Consider the following 15,120-nt stretch of genomic DNA (forward strand, 5'->3'; position numbering starts at 1 on the left):
CGGGCACAATGCTGGGCATGGCGAAGTTTGTGGTGACTCCATCCAGCGAGACTCAGCGCGCGGCGTGGCTCGGCGGAACGATTCCCGAGGTCGAGAGGGTGCGTCCGGGGCTGTGGTCGGTTCCGGTGCCGATCCCGGTCAACCCCCTGCGTTACGTGCTGGTCTACGTCCTGGAACTGCCCGACGGGGTCGCCATCGTCGATGCCGGCTGGAACACCGACGAGGCCTACGAGGCGCTCGTCGCGGGGCTGCGGGTCGCCGGGTACGCGATCACCGACGTCAAGGGCGTACTGGTGACCCACATCCATCCCGATCACTACGGCCTGGCCGGGCGGGTCCGGGAGATGTCGGGCGCGTGGATCGCCCTGCACCCCGCCGACGCGCGCCTCGTCCACGACCGGTACGACGACAGCGCCATCGACTCGCTGGTCGAGCGCGAGCGGGCGCTGCTGGTCCGGTCCGGGGTGCCCGAGCTGACCCTGGACGAGTTGGCCGGCGCCTCGATGATGATCAGGCACATGGTGTCGATGGCCAAGCCCGACCGGCTGGTCGAGGACGGCGACCGGCTGGACCTGCCCGGCTGGGACCTGCGGGCCGTCTGGACCCCCGGCCACTCGCCCGGCCATCTCTGCTTCGTGTCGCCGTCCAGGAAGCTGCTGTTCTCCGGCGATCACGTGCTGGCGAAGATCACGCCGATGGTGGCCGTGCATCCGCAGTCCGCGCCCAATCCGCTGGCCGACTACCTCGACGCGCTGGCCACCGTACGGAAGCTGGATGTGGAGGAGGTGCTGCCCGCGCACGAGTACCGGTTCCTGGAGCTGGCCGAACGGGTCGACTACGTGATGGCGCATCACGAGGAGCGGCTGGCGGAGATCGAGCGGATGCTCGAAGGCGCCTCCGGCGGGATCTGCTGCTGGGACATCGCGACCGGCCTGACCTGGTCGCGGCCCTGGGAGACGATCCCGCCGTTCATGCGGCGCGCGGCCACCAACGAGACGCTGGCGCACCTGGTGTGGCTGGAGTCACGGGGACGGGCGCGGCGCGTGCTCGGCGAGCCGGAACTGTGGTTCGCGGGCGCCTGACCAGGCGACATTTATTTCATGTAAACCCAGTAGGAAATGTTGACTTCCTGACCGCGCCTGCGTAGCGTCGTATGCATGAGCCCGGACCTCACCCGGCGCGCGCATGTCGACTTCTGCCGCGTCGTCAGCGCACAGTGTCACTGATCACGACTTAGTCCCCGTCCCCCTTTATTTGAGGACATCTCGTGATCAGACGTCTTGCTCCCCTTGTCCCTCTCCTCCTCGCCGTCACGGCGTGCGGCACCGCCCAGGGCGCCGCCGAAACCCAGGAACTGCGCTACCAGGGCAGTGTCGGCACCGTCACCTTCCCCGAGCTGGCCGAGGAGCTCGGCTATCTCAAACCCGTCAAGCTCAAGTGGATCGGCAACACGACCAGCGGACCACAGGACATCCAGACGGCCGCCACGGGGCAGAGCGACTTCGGTGGCGCGTTCAACGGCGCCGTGGTCAAGCTCGTCGCCGCCAAGGCCCCGATCAAGGCCGTGATCAGCTACTACGGCAGTGACCAGTACTCCTACCAGGGCTACTTCACCCTCCAGGACAGCCCGATCCACAGCGCCCGCGACCTGATCGGCAAGAAGGTCGGTATGAACACCCTGGGCGCCCACGCCGAGGCCGTGCTGAAGGAATACCTCAAGCGCGGCGGCCTGACCCCGGCCGAGATCAAGCAGGTCGAACTGGTCGCCGTCCCCCCCGTCAGCGCCGAGCAGTCGTTGCGCCAGAAGCAGATCGACGTGGCCGCGCTCGGCGGCATCCTGCGCGACAAGGCGCTGGCACGCGGCGGTCTCAAGACCCTGTTCAAGGACGTCGACCTGTTCGGTGACTTCTCGGCCGGGACGTACGTACTCACCGACCGCTTCATCAAGCAGAACCCGAACACGACCAGGAAGTTCGTCGAGGCCACTGCCAAGGCCATCCAGTGGACCCGGACGCACACCCGTGAAGAGGTCGTGGCCGAGTTCAAGAAGATCATCGCCAAGCGGGGCAGGAACGAGGACTCCACCACCGTCGGCTTCTGGAAGAGCAGCGGCGTCGCGACCAAGGGCGGGGTTATCGAGCCGCAGGAGTTCCAGCGGTGGATCTCCTGGCTGGAGGGCGCCGGCGAGATCAAGCCCGGCCAGATCAAACCCCAGGACGTCTACACCAACGCCTACAACCCGTTCGTCTCGGGAGGCTCCTGATGAAGATCGAGTTCGTGTCCGTGACCAAGGAGTTCGCCGTCCGCGGCAGCTCTTTCACCGCCCTGTCCGACATCTCGCTCGACGTGGCCGAAGGCGAGTTCCTCACGCTCGTCGGCCCCAGCGGGTGCGGCAAGTCCACCCTCCTCGACCTGCTCAGCGGCCTGACCCTGCCCACGCGCGGCGAGATCCGCATCGACGGCGTCCCCGTCACGGGTCCGGGGCTCGATCGCGGCATCGTCTTCCAGCAGTACGCGCTGTTCCCCTGGCGGACCGCGGTGGCCAACGTGGAGTTCGGGCTGGAGGCCAAGGGGGTGCCGCGGCGCGAACGCCGCGAGCGCGCCCGCGGCTACCTCGACCTGGTCGGGCTGCGCGGCTTCGACGAGCGCTACCCGCACGAGCTCTCGGGCGGCATGAGGCAGCGGGTCGCCATCGCCCGCAGCCTCGCCTACGACCCGGACGTCCTGCTCATGGACGAGCCCTTCGCCGCCCTCGACGCCCAGACCCGCGAGTCCCTCCAGGAGGAGCTGCTTCGCATCTGGAACAAGACCGGCAAGACCATCGTGTTCATCACCCACGGCATCGACGAGGCGGTCTACCTGGGGCAGCGGGTCGCCGTCATGACGCCGGGCCCCGGTCGTATCCGGGCCGTCGTACCGGTCTCGTTCGCCTCCCGCGAGGGGGACCTGCGGGCCGATCCGGTGTTCGGCGAGTACCGCCACGCGATCTGGACGCTGCTGCGCGAGGAGGTGACCCCCGTTGGCCAGACCCTCACTCAGCCTCTCCGTCTCCCCGCTTGAGGTCGACCACCTCCACCCGTCCGCCGTCACGACCCTCGCGCCGGTCTCTCCGCCCGTGCGCCCCGCCACCGGCCGGCGCCTCTGGGGCCTCGCCCGCCGGGCGGTCAACGCGTCCGCCGCGATCGTCGTGCTGGCCGCCGTCTGGGAGATCCTGCCCAGGGCCCAGGTGGTGGACCCCACCTTCCTCCCGCCGCTGAGCGAAGTCCTGACCGCCTGGTACGACCTGCTCCGCAGCGGCGAACTGGCCGACCATGCCCAAGCCTCCCTGGTCAGGTCGCTGGCCGGGTTCGGGGCGGCCATCGTGGTCGCCATCCCGCTGGGCCTGCTGATCGGCTGGTACCGCCCGGTGGCCGAACTCCTGAACCCGGTTCTGGAGCTGTTCCGCAACACCGCCGCCCTGGCCCTGCTGCCCGTGTTCGTGCTGGTCCTGGGGCTGGGGGAGACGTCCAAGGTGTCGATCATCCTGTACGCCTGCGCCTGGCCGATCCTGCTCAACACCATCGCCGGCGTCAAAAGCGTCGACCCGCTCCTGATCAAGTCGGCGAGGTCCATGGGGCTCGGGCCGTACCGGCTGTTCCAGAAGGTCATCCTGCCCGCCGCGGTGCCCACCATCTTCACCGGCATCCGCCTGGCCGGGGCGTACTCGATCCTCGTGCTGATCGCCGCCGAGATGGTCGGCGCCAAGGCGGGGCTCGGCTACCTCATCAACTACGCGCAGTACAACTTCCGGGTGCCCGACATGTACGCGGGGATCATCACGATCTCGGTGCTCGGCCTGCTGTTCAACCTGCTCCTCGTACGCCTGGAGCGACGCTTCTCCACCTGGAGGACCACGTGACCATGCACCTGAACGCCTTCCTGATGGGCGTCGGCCACCACGAGGCCGCGTGGCGGCACCCGCTGACCGAGCCGAGCCGCATCACCGACATCCGGCACTTCCAGGAGCTGGCCCGGATCGCCGAACGCGGCAAGCTGGACTCGGTGTTCCTGGCCGACGGCCTCGCCCTGTGGGGAAATGTCCGGCACAACGCGCTCGGCGGCCTGGAGCCCCTCACCCTGCTCGCCGCCCTGGCCGCCGTCACCGACCACATCGGCCTGATCGCCACGGTGTCCACGACGTACAACGAGCCGTTCCACGTGGCGCGCAAGTTCGCCTCGCTGGACCACATCAGCGGCGGCCGCGCGGGCTGGAACATCGTCACCTCCGCCGGCGAGGCCGAGGCCCGCAACTTCGGCATCGAACGCCCGCCGCACAGCGAGCGCTACCACCGGGCGGAGGAGTTCCTCCAGGTGGCGAACGCGCTCTGGGAGAGCTGGGCGGAGGGAGCGGTCGTCGGCGACCGGCGCACCGGGGTCTACGCCGACCTCTCCCGGGTCCAGCCGATCGACCACGTGGGCACGCACTTCAGGGTCCAGGGTCCGCTGAACGTCCAGCGTTCGCCCCAGGGCCGCCCCCTCCTCGTCCAGGCCGGGTCTTCGGAGGACGGCAAGGAGTTCGCGGCGAGGTTCGCGGAGGCGGTGTTCACCGCGCAACAGACCCTTGAGGACGCCCAGGAGTTCTACGCCGACCTCAAGGGCAGGCTCCCCGCGTACGGGCGCCGGCCGCTGGACCTCAAGATCCTGCCCGGCATCTCGCCCATCATCGGCTCGACCGAGCGTGAGGCGCTGCGGCTGGAGAAGGAGCTGGAGGACCTCATCGTCCCGGCGTACGGCGTGCAGCAGCTCTCGAACATCCTCGGCGTCGACCTCACCGCCCACCCCTTGGACGGCCCGCTACCGGACATCCCGCCTAACCCGGACGGCCAGCAGAGCCGCATCAAGCTGATCAAGGACCTGGCGGCCCGCGGCGACCTGTCGATCCGCGAGATCATCGGCAAGCTCGCCGGCGGCCGCGGCCACCGGGTCGTCGCGGGCACGCCCGAGCAGATCGCCGACCAGCTCCAGGAGTGGTACGAGAACGGCGCGGCCGACGGCTTCAACATCATGCCCCCGCACCTGCCGGGCGGCCTCGCGGACTTCGTCGAGCAGGTCGTCCCCGAACTGCAGATCCGCGGCCTGTTCCGCAAGGAGTACGAGGCCCGAACCCTTCGCGACCACTACGGATTGGCCACCGCATCATGAGCATCGTCACTGTCGTCGGTAACCCGCGCGCCGGATCGCGCACGCTGGGGGCGGCGGTCGCGGCCGCCGACGCCATCGCCGCCCGGCTCGGCCACCCGGGTCCGAGAGACGTCATCGACCTGTCGGCCCTCGCTCCGGAGCTGCTCCTCCCGCAGAGCAGCGCGAATGTGGAGATCGCCCTCGAACTCCTCACCAGCGCCTCGGTGGCCGTCGTGGCCAGCCCCACCTACAAGGCGACCTACACCGGCCTGCTCAAGGCGTTCCTCGACCGGCTGCCGCCGAACGCCTTGACCGGCACGGCGGCCCTGCCGATCCTCGTCATGGGCGACCCCAAGCACGCCTTGGCGGTGGAGGTCCACTTCCGCCCGCTCCTGGTGGAGATGGGCGCCTTCGTCCCCACCCCCGGTCTGGCCCTCCTGGAGTCGGACCTACCAGGAGAAGACGGGCCCTTGGCTCGCTGGGCAGATCTGGTGGTGCCGCAGATTGCGGTCAGGCAAGGAGCGTTGAGATGACCATCTCCCTGGACCGCGACGAGTTCCGTACGGCCCTGGCCCAGCACGCCGCCGGAGTGGTCATCGTGACGGCCAGACCGGAGGGCGTCCCGGTGGGCCTGACGGCGACCTCGTTCTCCTCGGTGAGCCTTGATCCGCCGCTGGTGTCCTTCTACGTCGACCAGTCGTCCACCACCTGGCCCTGGCTCCGGCTGGCCGACCATTTCGCGGTGAACGTCCTGGCCGGCCACCAACACGACCTGGCCACCCGCTTCGCCCGGCGCGGCATCGACCGCTTCGCCGAGCCCACCCGCTGGCGGCCCGGCCCGCACGACACGCCGTTGCTGGAGGACGTCTCCGCACATCTCATCTGCATTCCGCACACGACCGTGGAGATAGGCGACCACACCCTGGTGGTCGGCCTGGTCACCGCCGCCCAAACCACCCCAGCCCGCCCACTCCTCTATCACCGCGGGCAGTACGGGCGCTTCCTCCCGCACAACTGACTGTAGGTGGCCCGATTCCCCGCCGTACGTGGCCCCGCCTAACGGATGCGGACCCGGGCGCGCGCGGTGGGGAGAGGGAGATCAAGCAGGGTGCGGACGCCGGGCGGGGCGGCGCAGACGGCGGGGATGGCGTTGATGGCGTGGGCGGCCGCGGCGGCCAGGCCGTAGCCGAAGTAGAAGGACGGCAGCGGCGTGTGCAGCACGCAGTCGGCCTCGATGGCCATGACGCGCTCCGGGTCGTCCGTGCAGCTCACGCCGGCGTACGGCAGGCTGACCAGCTCGCCGGCGTCTTTGCCGATCTTGTCGCGGTCATAGACGAGGACTGCCGCGAGCTCCAGCCCCGGCCTGCTGAGCACGCTGCGCAGCGCGTAGCGACCGACGGCTCCCGTGGCCCACTGAACCACGCGAAGGGGCGCGTTTACCGGCATGTCCGGCCTCCCAGGCGCGATGGAGGGCGGACAGGCGCTGGGGGTCGCCGCCCATGCGAAGCCCAGAACTCTAGCAGAGAAAGAAGCTTCTGATCACTATCGGCGACGATCAGTCGTAGTGCGGCGGACTCGGGTTATGGTGCCATTACTAGAACGTTGTTCTCCTGCGCTGGAGGTTCGATGCTTCGGTTCGATGACAGGGTCGCGATCATTACGGGAGCCGGGCACGGCCTCGGCAGGTCGCACGCGCTCCTGCTGGCCGAGCGGGGTGCCCAGGTCGTCGTGAACGACCTGGGCGGCGCGCTCGACGGCACCGGCGCCTCCGCGGGTCCCGCCGCCGACGTGGTCGAGCTCATCACCAAGAACGGCGGCCAGGCCATCGCCAACGCCGACAACGTGGCCACGCCGGAAGGGGCCAGGGCGATCGTGCAGGCGGCGGTCGACGCGTTCGGCAAGATCGACATCGTCGTCAACAACGCGGGCATCCTGCGTGACAGGTCGTTCGGGAAGATGGCGGTCGAGGACTTCGACAGCGTGCTGGCCGTACACGTGCGCGGCTCCTACCTGGTCAGCCAGGCCGCCTACCCGTACATGAAGGAGGCCGGCTACGGCCGCGTCGTCAACACCTCCAGCCCGGCGGGCCTGTTCGGCAACTTCGGCCAGGCCAACTACTCCACCGCCAAGATGGGCCTGATCGGCCTGACCAAGACGCTCGGCATCGAGGGGGCCCGCAACGGCATCAAGGCCAACGCCATCGCGCCGATCGCCTGGACGCGGATGACCGAGTCGCTGCTGCCGGCCGAGTTCGAGGCCAAGTTCACGCCCGAGCGGGTCAGCGCGCTGGTGGCCTACCTCGTGCACGAGTCGTGCGATCCGAGCGGCGAGGTGTTCAGCGTCGGGGGCGGCCGGGTGGCGCGGGTGTTCGTGGCCGAAGGGCCCGGCTGGAAGTCGGACGAGCTCACGCCGGAGTCGCTCGCGGACAACTGGGCGGCGGTCATGGCCGAGCAGCCGTACGTGCTGTCGGCCGCGGACTCGATGAAGGCCATGCTCTAGGAACGCCGGAGGCTACCTGTCGTCGGGCAGGTAGCCCCGTTCCCGATTCCTCACAGCCGCTCGACGTTGGGTCCCCGGCAGCGGTTGCGCGTGTCGAAGACGAAGGCGCTCACCCGCTCGACCATCTCGTAGTCGAAGCAGTCGTGGTCGGTGAGGATCAGCACCGCGTCCGCCTGAGCGAGCTCGTGCCGCGTGGCGTCGATGATCGCGATCCCCTGCGGCAGCAGGAAGTGGTCCACGTGCGGGTCGGCGGCCCGCACATCCGCACCCAGCTTGCGCAGGGCTCTGGCCACCTCGATCGCCGGTGACTCGCGGCAGTCGCCCGCGTTCTTCTTGTAGGCGAGGCCGAGCACGATCACCCGGCTGCCCTTGATCGGCAGGGAGCGCTGGTTCAGCGCGAGAGTCAGCCGGTGGACGACGTGATCCGGCATGTGGTCGTTGATGTCGTTCGCCAGCTCCACGAACCGGAAGTTGTGCCCCAGGCTGCGCTTGACCTTCCACGACAGGTAGGACGGGTCGATCGGCAGGCAGTGTCCGCCGACGCCCGGGCCGGGGGTGAAGCGCATGTAGCCGAACGGCTTGGTGGAGGCGGCGTCGATGGCCTGCCAGACGTCGATCCCCAGCTGCCGCGCGAAGATGGCCAGCTCGTTCACCAGGGCGATGTTGATGTGCCGGAAGGTGTTCTCCAGGAGCTTGCTCAGCTCGGCCACCTGGACCGAGGAGACGGGAACGGCCTCCCGCACGATGCGCTCGTAGAAGGCCTGGACTCTCTTCAGCGAGGACTCGTCGATGCCGGACACGATCTTCGGGGTGTTCTCCAGCCGCCAGTGGGTGTTTCCCGGGTCGATCCGTTCGGGGCTGTAGCCCAGGTAGAAATCCTCGGGCGCCTGCAGCCCGGAGCCTTCCTGAAGCAGGGGCAGGAGATATTCCTCGGTGGTTCCGGGATAGGTCGTGGACTCCAGCACCACTGTGGCGCCCGGCCGTAGGAGCGGCGCGATGGATTGGGCGGCCGAGGCGATGTGCCGGAGGTCGGGCGCGCCATCGCGAAGCGGCGTCGGCACCGTGATCACACAGATGTCGAAGCCCTCGGCGTCGGCGTAATCGGTGCTGGCCAGATAGCGGCCGCAGCGGTGCGCGGCGATCAGCTCGTCGTCCCCGATGTCCTCGACATAAGATTCGCCGGCGGTCAATCGCTTGATCCGCCACTGGTCGACGTCGATGCCCACGACGTCGAATCCGGCAGTGACCGCCCGCATCGCCAGCGGCAGGCCGACGTAGCCTTGGCCGACGACCACCAGTTTCTCTCCCATGTCAGGAGCCCCCGTTACCTCGAGATGAGACACGATCCGACTGTAGGAGGCCGGAGTTCTCATATCGCCGATTTGATGGCGATCCCCAGCGTGTCGTCTGATGACGTTTTCGCGGCCAGGCCGGCGATTAGGGGCGCATAAGGGCATTAAACGGAATATTTCCGTGCGCTCAAGAAAAGGCCGTTCGTACAGGGATAGCTTGGTCAAGCCTCCTGGTAAGTGTCGGAAGCGGGTATAGAAGGGTAAAGAGCAGTCCAATAGGACGCTATCCTAGGCTTTTCTTGATCACATATAGGTTTTTCGCGTCATGCCGTTCAAGGCATGGTCCTTCCGAATGTCGTAGCGTCTTCACCGGGATTGGCGACATTCGGGTCGCATCTCTTATGGCTGGACTTTAGCCGCATTTATGGCAAACGCGACAAACCGGGCGAGCGGCGACGATCGCCTAGGGATTCTTGACGAGCCGCAGGCTGCGGCGAGCCAGCCGATTGCCTGAGCAGCACAAGATACAGTGAGGAGTTGTGGCGCATGTCAAAATCACACAGCGATGCGCCCGATCGAGCAGCCGACAAGGCCCTCCCCGAAGCTCTCAAGCGAGAAGCGACCAGCCAAGTCAGATACTCCCGTTCCTTGGGGAATGTCGGTCGGTTGTGGATGGGGGTGAGTGCGGCGGCCGTGCTGGTGGCAGGTGCGGTGGTGGGGCTGCCGCAGGCCGCGAGCGCGACGGGGCCGGTGGACATCGGCGTCGCGGAGCCCTACGCGGTTGTGGCCGGGGTGTCGGTCACCAATACGAATCTGACCACGGTCACCGGAGACCTCGCCGTCAGTCCCGGCAGTACGCTGACCGGCTTCCCGCCCGGCACCGTGAACGGTGCCAGGGACCTCGGCAACGCGGCCGCGGCGGCGGCCAAGGCCGACGTGGTCGCCGCCTACAACGACATCGCCGGGCGGACCCCGGACGCCACGGTGGCGCAGCAACTGGGCGGCACGACCAAGGGGCCCGGCCTGTACGCCTCCACCACCGGCGCCTTCGCGATCAGCGGAACGCTCAGCCTCGACGCGCAGGGAGATCCGAACGCGACCTTCATCTTCCGGGCGACCAGCCTGGCCGCCGCCAACGTCGCCAACGTCGCCCTGCTCCGCGGCGCGCAGGCCGACAACGTCTTCTGGCAGTTCAGCGACACCGTGACGCTGGGCAACTACTGCACCTTCCGCGGCAACGTGCTGGCGCAGAACGCCGTCACGGTGAATTTCGGTGCCTTCACCAACGGCCGCATCTTCTCCCTGAACAGCTCCGTCAACATCACCGGCACCGACAGCATCCCGGCCACTCAGATCAGCCTCCCCAACGACCCGCCGACCACGACGACCCTGACCACCTCGCCCAACCCGTCCTGGAGGGGGCAGCCGGTTCTGCTCACCGCGGTCGTACAGCCGGTCAGCGGCACCCTGACGCCCGTCGGCGAAGTGGTCTTCAAGGACGGCTCGACCGTACTCGGCTCGGGCTATCAGGACGCCAACAATCCGGCCACGCTCACGACCCCGAGCCTCAGCGCCGGGGATCACCACCTCACCGCCGTCTACCTGGGCGGTGACGTCTTCGACCACGAGGCACTGATCCACTTCGCGCCGAGCTTCTCGCCGGAAGTGGTTCAGCATGTGTCGGACAGTCTGTGGGACAGATCGGCGACTCCGGCCGTCCAGTCCCAGTCTGATGCGCAGGCGGTCACGGTCGGCGTGAAGTTCCGGGCCTCAACGAGCGGGACCATCCTCGGCATCCGGTTCTTCAAGGGCTCCCTGAATACGGGGACTCATACCGGGAGTCTGTGGAGCAGCAGTGGTCAGCTGCTCGCGAGCGCGGTCTTCAGCAGCGAGACGGCCTCCGGCTGGCAGCAGGTGAATTTCTCGACACCTGTCGCGATCACCGCCAATACCACCTATGTGGCCTCATATCACACTACGTCGGGATATTATTCGGTAACCCGACCCTACTTCACCTCCTCATTCACGAACGGCCCGCTCACGGCACTGGCGAACGGTACGGACCCGAACGGGGTGTACACCTACGGAGCGACCAGCACCTTCCCGGTAAACTCCTACCAGTCCACCAACTACTGGGTCGACGTCGTGTTCGAGCCGTCGGACAGTCTGTGGGACAAAGTGCCCACTCCGGCCGTCCAGTCCCAGCCTGATACGCAGGCGATTACGGTCGGCGTGAAGTTCCGGGCCTCAACGAGCGGGAAAATCGTCGCCATCCGGTTCTTCAAGGGCTCCCTGAATACGGGGACTCATACCGGGAGTCTGTGGAGCAGCAGTGGTCAGCTGCTCGCGAGCGCGGTCTTCACCAGTGAGACGGCCTCCGGTTGGCAGCAGGTGAATTTCCCGTCGCCTGTCGCGATCACCGCCAATACCACCTATGTGGCCTCATATCACACTACGTCGGGATATTATTCGCTTAATCGGCCTTACTTCACCTCGGCCTACACGAACGGCCCGCTCACCGCGCTGGCGAACGGTACGGACCCGAACGGGGTGTACACCTACGGGGGGACCAGCACCTTCCCGGCGACCCCCTACCAGTCGTCCAACTACTGGGTCGATCCGGTATTCGACTCCTAACGGGCTCCTGAGGTTCGGGTGATTCTCCACCGGCCCGGCCGTGCGCTTCTGCGCGGCCGGGCCGCGCCATGTCCCTGGCGCGAATACGAAACGGGCCGCGTCGCATGTCATTTCTCTGGAACGGCATCGATGCCCGCTAATGTCGAATATCCAGAGTCATATGACCGGCGGAGCATTTCCCGGGTCGCAGATAAAGGATCGGCTCATGGCAAATATTGATTTGTCCCTTTTTTCGGGGAAGGTCGGTCGGTTGTCGCTGGGGGTGGTGGCGGCGGCCGTGCTGGTGACCCTGCCGGAGGGCGCGCGCGCGACACCGCCGGTGGACATCGGCGGTGGAAAGCCGTACGGGGTTGTGGCCGGGATGTCGGTCAACAACACGAATCTGACCACGATCTCCGGAGACCTGGGGATCAGTCCCGCCAATACGCTGAGGGGCTTCCCGCCCGGCACCGTGAACGGCAACAGGCAGTTGGGCAACGCGACCGCGGCGGCGGTCAAGAACGACGTGGTCGCCGCCTACAACGACATCGCCGGGCGGGCCGGCGGTGTCACGGTGGCGGGGGAGCTGGGCGGTACGACCAAGGGGCCTGGCCTGTACGACGCCGCCGGCGGCGCCTTCACGATCAACGGTACGCTCACCCTCGACGCACAGGGGGATCCGGCCGCGACCTTCATCTTCCGGGCGGCCACTCTCACCACCGCCAGGGTCAGCAATATCGCCCTGCTACGTGGCGCGCAGGCCGACAACGTCTTCTGGCAGTCCAGCGGCGCGACGGCGCTGGGGGTGTACAGCACCTTCCGCGGCAACGTGCTGGCCCAGGGCAACGCCAACGTGAACTTCGGAGCCAGCGTCGAGGGCCGGGTCTTCTCTCTCAACGGCGCCGTCAACACCACCGGCACCGACAGCATCCCGGCCACCCGCATCAGCCTTCCCCACGACCCGCCTACCACCACCACGTTGACCAGCTCTCTCAATCCCGCCGCCGCTGGACAGCCGGTGACGTTCATCGCCACCGTGGCACCGGTCAGCGGCAGCCAGACCCCGTTCGGCGAAGTGGTCTTCAAGGAAGGCTCGACCATTCTCGGCTCGGTGTTCCTCAACAGCAACGGTCGTGCGATGTTCAGGATTTCGAGCCTGGCCCGAGGGCAGCACCGGATCGTCGCGGTCTATCTCGGCGGCGACGTCTTCGACCACGAGGCACTGATCCACCTGGCCCCGAGCACGTCAGGCCCGGTGAACCAGGCCATCACCTGATAGGGCGGTGACGACGGACGTGCTCCTCTCCCCCCGGAAGGGGTGTCCGCCCATGAGGCCCATGCCACGGCGGGCCGTCTTCTTCCGCTCCCCCCCGGAATGGGTTTCCCCGGAGTGACCACTTTCTTCTGCTCCCCCCGGAGGGGGAAGTTCTCCCAGGGACGCCCGCCACGGCCCGTCACAGGGATCGGGACGTGTGCGGCTACGGTGTGGCAGGAGCTTTCAGCGGCCGCCACCACCGCTGGTTGTCCTGGTACCAGCGCACCGTCGCGGCCAGGCCGTCCGCGAACCCCGTACGCGGTTCGTAGCCGAGGGCGCGGAGCTTGCCGCAGTCGACGGAATAGCGACGGTCGTGCCCGAGCCGGTCAGGCACGCGCCTGACCATCTCCCATCCCATCCCGAGCGCGCCGAGCAGCAACTCAGTGAGCTCCCGGTTGGTGAGTTCGGTGCCGCCGCCGATGTTGTACGTCTCTCCCGGCGAGCCCTTCTCCAGCACCAGGTGAATGCCCCGGCAGTGGTCGTCGACGTGCAGCCAGTCCCGTACGTTCAGCCCGTCGCCGTAGAGGGGGACCGGCTCGCGGTCCAGGAGGTTGGTGACGAAGAGCGGGATGAGCTTCTCCGGGTACTGGTAGGGGCCGTAGTTGTTGGAACAGCGGGTCACCCGGACATCGAGGCCGTAGGTCCGGTGGTATGCCCGGCAGAGCAGGTCACTGCCGGCCTTGGCCGCCGAGTACGGCGAGTTCGGCAGCAGGGGCTCGTCCTCGGTCCAGGACCCTTCCGCGATCGACCCGTACACCTCGTCGGTGGAGACGTGCACCACCGTGCGGACGCCGGTCTCCAGCGCCGCCTGCAGGAGGCGCTGCGTGCCCAGCACGTTCGTCGTCAGGAAGTCACCGGCTCCCGTGATGGACCGGTCGACGTGCGTCTCGGCCGCGAAGTTCACGATCACCTCGCACCCGGGAACGATCTCCGCGAGCAGCTCCAGGTCGGTGATGTCTCCATGAACAAACCGGTAGCCGGGATGTCCGGCTACCGGCGCGAGATTGGCCAGATTTCCGGCGTAGGTGAGCTTGTCGAGAACGGTGATGTTCACGGCCTCGTAGCCCGGATACGAGCCGAGCAGCAGCGACCGCACATAGTGCGACCCGATGAATCCGGCGCCGCCGGTGACCAGAATCCTCATGTACGCACCTGTATCTTGCTGTGATCGCCCACCATGAGCTCGTGAGTGTTCGGCATGCCTTCCGCGCGGTTCACTTCGACGTTGCGCCCGATGAGGGAATGCCCGATGCGCGACACGCCGCGGATGGACGACCCATCGAGCACGATCGAGTACTCGATCTCGGCGTCCTCCAACGCGCAACTCGCCCCGATCGAGGTGAAGGGGCCGACGAAGGAAGAAACGATTTTCGAGTCGGCCCCGATCACGATGGGCCCGCGGAGTACGGAGTTCTCCACCACCGCGCCCTGCTCGACGACGACTCGCCCGGTGATCTCGCTCCGGCCGTCTACGGTGCCCCTGATGTCAGGCTCGATCTGTTCGAGGATGATCCGATTGCATTCCAGCATGTCCTGCAGCCGGCCGGTGTCCTTCCAGTAGCCGTTGACGAAGTGGGAGTGGACGCGGAAGCCGTTGTCGATCAGCCACGTGACGGCATCGGTGATCTCCAGCTCGCCGCGCGCGGACGGTGTGATGCGCCGGACGGCCTCGTGGATGACGGGGGAGAAGATGTAGACCCCGACGATCGCCAGATCGCTGCGCGGGTGCTCCGGCTTCTCCGCCAGCCCGATGATCTCGCCTTCCGGCCCGAGTTCGGCCACGCCGTAGAACTGCGGTTCGGCAACCTTGGTGAGCAGGATCTGCGCGTCATGCTCGGCCCGGCGGAACGCGTCGACCAGGGCGGTGATGCCGCCCACCAGGAAGTTGTCGCCCAGGTACATCACGAAGGGCTCCTCGGCGAGGAACTCTCTGGCGATCAGGACGCAGTGAGCCAGGCCCAGGGGGGCCTGCTGGGGGATGTAGGTGATGTCGAGGCCGAACCGCGAGCCGTCTCCGACGGCCTCGCGCACCTCCGCGGCCGTGTCGCCGACGATGATGCCCACGCTGGTGATGCCCGCGTCTCGTAGCGCTTCGAGCCCGTAGAAGAGGACCGGTTTGTTGGCCACGGGGACCAGCTGTTTCGCTGAGGTATGGGTGAGCGGGCGCAGTCTCGTCCCCTTGCCACCCGCTAGAACGAGCGCCTTCATCGGCTCCCTGAGTCCTTCCGCGAAGAGGAC

Annotated in this window: 14 protein-coding genes; 10 read left to right on the plus strand and 4 right to left on the minus strand. The window is 67.4% G+C overall.

Annotated elements, in window-relative coordinates:
- The first annotated feature begins 17 nt into the window (after nucleotides 1–17).
- From AB0H88_RS11500 to AB0H88_RS11530, 7 genes are all read left to right on the plus strand, one after another.
- Nucleotides 18–1,082, plus strand: a complete 1,065-nt coding sequence (locus AB0H88_RS11500; RefSeq protein WP_357643246.1) for an MBL fold metallo-hydrolase — start codon at nucleotides 18–20, stop codon at nucleotides 1,080–1,082.
- 185 nt (nucleotides 1,083–1,267) lie between these two features.
- On the plus strand, nucleotides 1,268–2,263 hold the full coding sequence (locus AB0H88_RS11505) for an ABC transporter substrate-binding protein (protein ID WP_357643247.1): 996 nt from the start codon (nucleotides 1,268–1,270) through the stop codon (nucleotides 2,261–2,263).
- Nucleotides 2,263–3,060 carry an ABC transporter ATP-binding protein gene (locus tag AB0H88_RS11510; protein WP_357643249.1) on the plus strand — a complete coding sequence of 266 codons (798 nt, stop codon included), beginning with the start codon at nucleotides 2,263–2,265 and terminating at the stop codon, nucleotides 3,058–3,060. The genes AB0H88_RS11505 and AB0H88_RS11510 overlap by 1 nt, the downstream gene beginning before the upstream one ends.
- On the plus strand, nucleotides 3,020–3,898 hold the full coding sequence (locus AB0H88_RS11515; protein ID WP_357643251.1) for an ABC transporter permease: 879 nt from the start codon (nucleotides 3,020–3,022) through the stop codon (nucleotides 3,896–3,898). Before AB0H88_RS11510 ends, AB0H88_RS11515 begins: the two co-directional genes overlap by 41 nt.
- Before the next feature lie 2 nt (nucleotides 3,899–3,900).
- The gene (locus AB0H88_RS11520) at nucleotides 3,901–5,181 is read left to right on the plus strand and encodes an LLM class flavin-dependent oxidoreductase (RefSeq protein ID WP_357644744.1); all 1,281 of its coding nucleotides are present in this window, start codon (nucleotides 3,901–3,903) and stop codon (nucleotides 5,179–5,181) included.
- On the plus strand, nucleotides 5,178–5,693 hold the full coding sequence (locus AB0H88_RS11525; RefSeq protein ID WP_357643253.1) for an NAD(P)H-dependent oxidoreductase: 516 nt from the start codon (nucleotides 5,178–5,180) through the stop codon (nucleotides 5,691–5,693). Before AB0H88_RS11520 ends, AB0H88_RS11525 begins: the two co-directional genes overlap by 4 nt.
- A complete protein-coding gene (locus AB0H88_RS11530; RefSeq protein WP_357643255.1) occupies nucleotides 5,690–6,178 on the plus strand; it encodes a flavin reductase family protein in 489 nt (162 codons plus the stop codon). The genes AB0H88_RS11525 and AB0H88_RS11530 overlap by 4 nt, the downstream gene beginning before the upstream one ends.
- A 38-nt stretch (nucleotides 6,179–6,216) precedes the next feature.
- Here AB0H88_RS11530 and AB0H88_RS11535 read toward each other — a convergent pair whose 3' ends face one another.
- Entirely contained in the window at nucleotides 6,217–6,606 is a 390-nt protein-coding gene (locus AB0H88_RS11535; RefSeq protein WP_357643257.1) for a hypothetical protein, read from the minus strand.
- A gap of 180 nt (nucleotides 6,607–6,786) precedes the next feature.
- Here AB0H88_RS11535 and AB0H88_RS11540 point away from each other — a divergent pair, with 180 nt between their 5' ends.
- Complete coding sequence (locus AB0H88_RS11540; protein ID WP_357643259.1) at nucleotides 6,787–7,659, plus strand: SDR family oxidoreductase; 873 nt, start codon at nucleotides 6,787–6,789, stop codon at nucleotides 7,657–7,659.
- Nucleotides 7,660–7,709: 50 nt separating this feature from the next.
- On the opposite strand, the gene AB0H88_RS11545 is transcribed toward AB0H88_RS11540, so the two are convergent.
- Nucleotides 7,710–9,002 carry a nucleotide sugar dehydrogenase gene (locus AB0H88_RS11545; RefSeq protein WP_357643261.1) on the minus strand — a complete coding sequence of 431 codons (1,293 nt, stop codon included), beginning with the start codon at nucleotides 9,000–9,002 and terminating at the stop codon, nucleotides 7,710–7,712.
- Nucleotides 9,003–9,599: 597 nt separating this feature from the next.
- Here AB0H88_RS11545 and AB0H88_RS11550 point away from each other — a divergent pair.
- Together AB0H88_RS11550 and AB0H88_RS11555 are read left to right on the plus strand one after the other, a co-directional pair.
- Nucleotides 9,600–11,588 (plus strand): DUF4082 domain-containing protein, encoded by a 1,989-nt coding sequence (locus AB0H88_RS11550; protein WP_357643263.1) that lies wholly within the window; start codon nucleotides 9,600–9,602, stop codon nucleotides 11,586–11,588.
- Nucleotides 11,589–11,838: 250 nt separating this feature from the next.
- Complete coding sequence (locus AB0H88_RS11555; protein ID WP_357643265.1) at nucleotides 11,839–12,843, plus strand: ice-binding family protein; 1,005 nt, start codon at nucleotides 11,839–11,841, stop codon at nucleotides 12,841–12,843.
- 202 nt (nucleotides 12,844–13,045) lie between these two features.
- On the opposite strand, the gene rfbB is transcribed toward AB0H88_RS11555, so the two are convergent.
- The gene (rfbB, locus tag AB0H88_RS11560; protein ID WP_357643267.1) at nucleotides 13,046–14,026 is read right to left on the minus strand and encodes a dTDP-glucose 4,6-dehydratase; all 981 of its coding nucleotides are present in this window, start codon (nucleotides 14,024–14,026) and stop codon (nucleotides 13,046–13,048) included.
- Nucleotides 14,023–15,090: a glucose-1-phosphate thymidylyltransferase gene (locus AB0H88_RS11565; RefSeq protein ID WP_357643269.1), complete on the minus strand. Its 1,068-nt coding sequence runs from the start codon at nucleotides 15,088–15,090 to the stop codon at nucleotides 14,023–14,025. The genes rfbB and AB0H88_RS11565 overlap by 4 nt, the downstream gene beginning before the upstream one ends.
- Between the last annotated feature and the right edge of the window lie 30 nt (nucleotides 15,091–15,120).

Source organism: Nonomuraea sp. NPDC050680 (assembly GCF_040654555.1).
Classification (GTDB): Bacteria; Actinomycetota; Actinomycetes; order Streptosporangiales; family Streptosporangiaceae; genus Nonomuraea.

Coding starts and splice junctions, on each gene's coding strand:
- AB0H88_RS11500 (WP_357643246.1), top strand. CDS start 18: ATGGCGAAGTTTGTGGTGACTCCATCCAGCGAGACTCAGCGCGCGGCG.
- AB0H88_RS11510 (WP_357643249.1), top strand. CDS start 2,263: ATGAAGATCGAGTTCGTGTCCGTGACCAAGGAGTTCGCCGTCCGCGGC.
- AB0H88_RS11520 (WP_357644744.1), top strand. CDS start 3,901: ATGCACCTGAACGCCTTCCTGATGGGCGTCGGCCACCACGAGGCCGCG.
- AB0H88_RS11525 (WP_357643253.1), top strand. CDS start 5,178: ATGAGCATCGTCACTGTCGTCGGTAACCCGCGCGCCGGATCGCGCACG.
- AB0H88_RS11530 (WP_357643255.1), top strand. CDS start 5,690: ATGACCATCTCCCTGGACCGCGACGAGTTCCGTACGGCCCTGGCCCAG.
- AB0H88_RS11535 (WP_357643257.1), bottom strand. CDS start 6,606: ATGCCGGTAAACGCGCCCCTTCGCGTGGTTCAGTGGGCCACGGGAGCC.
- AB0H88_RS11540 (WP_357643259.1), top strand. CDS start 6,787: ATGCTTCGGTTCGATGACAGGGTCGCGATCATTACGGGAGCCGGGCAC.
- rfbB (WP_357643267.1), bottom strand. CDS start 14,026: ATGAGGATTCTGGTCACCGGCGGCGCCGGATTCATCGGGTCGCACTAT.
- AB0H88_RS11565 (WP_357643269.1), bottom strand. CDS start 15,090: ATGAAGGCGCTCGTTCTAGCGGGTGGCAAGGGGACGAGACTGCGCCCG.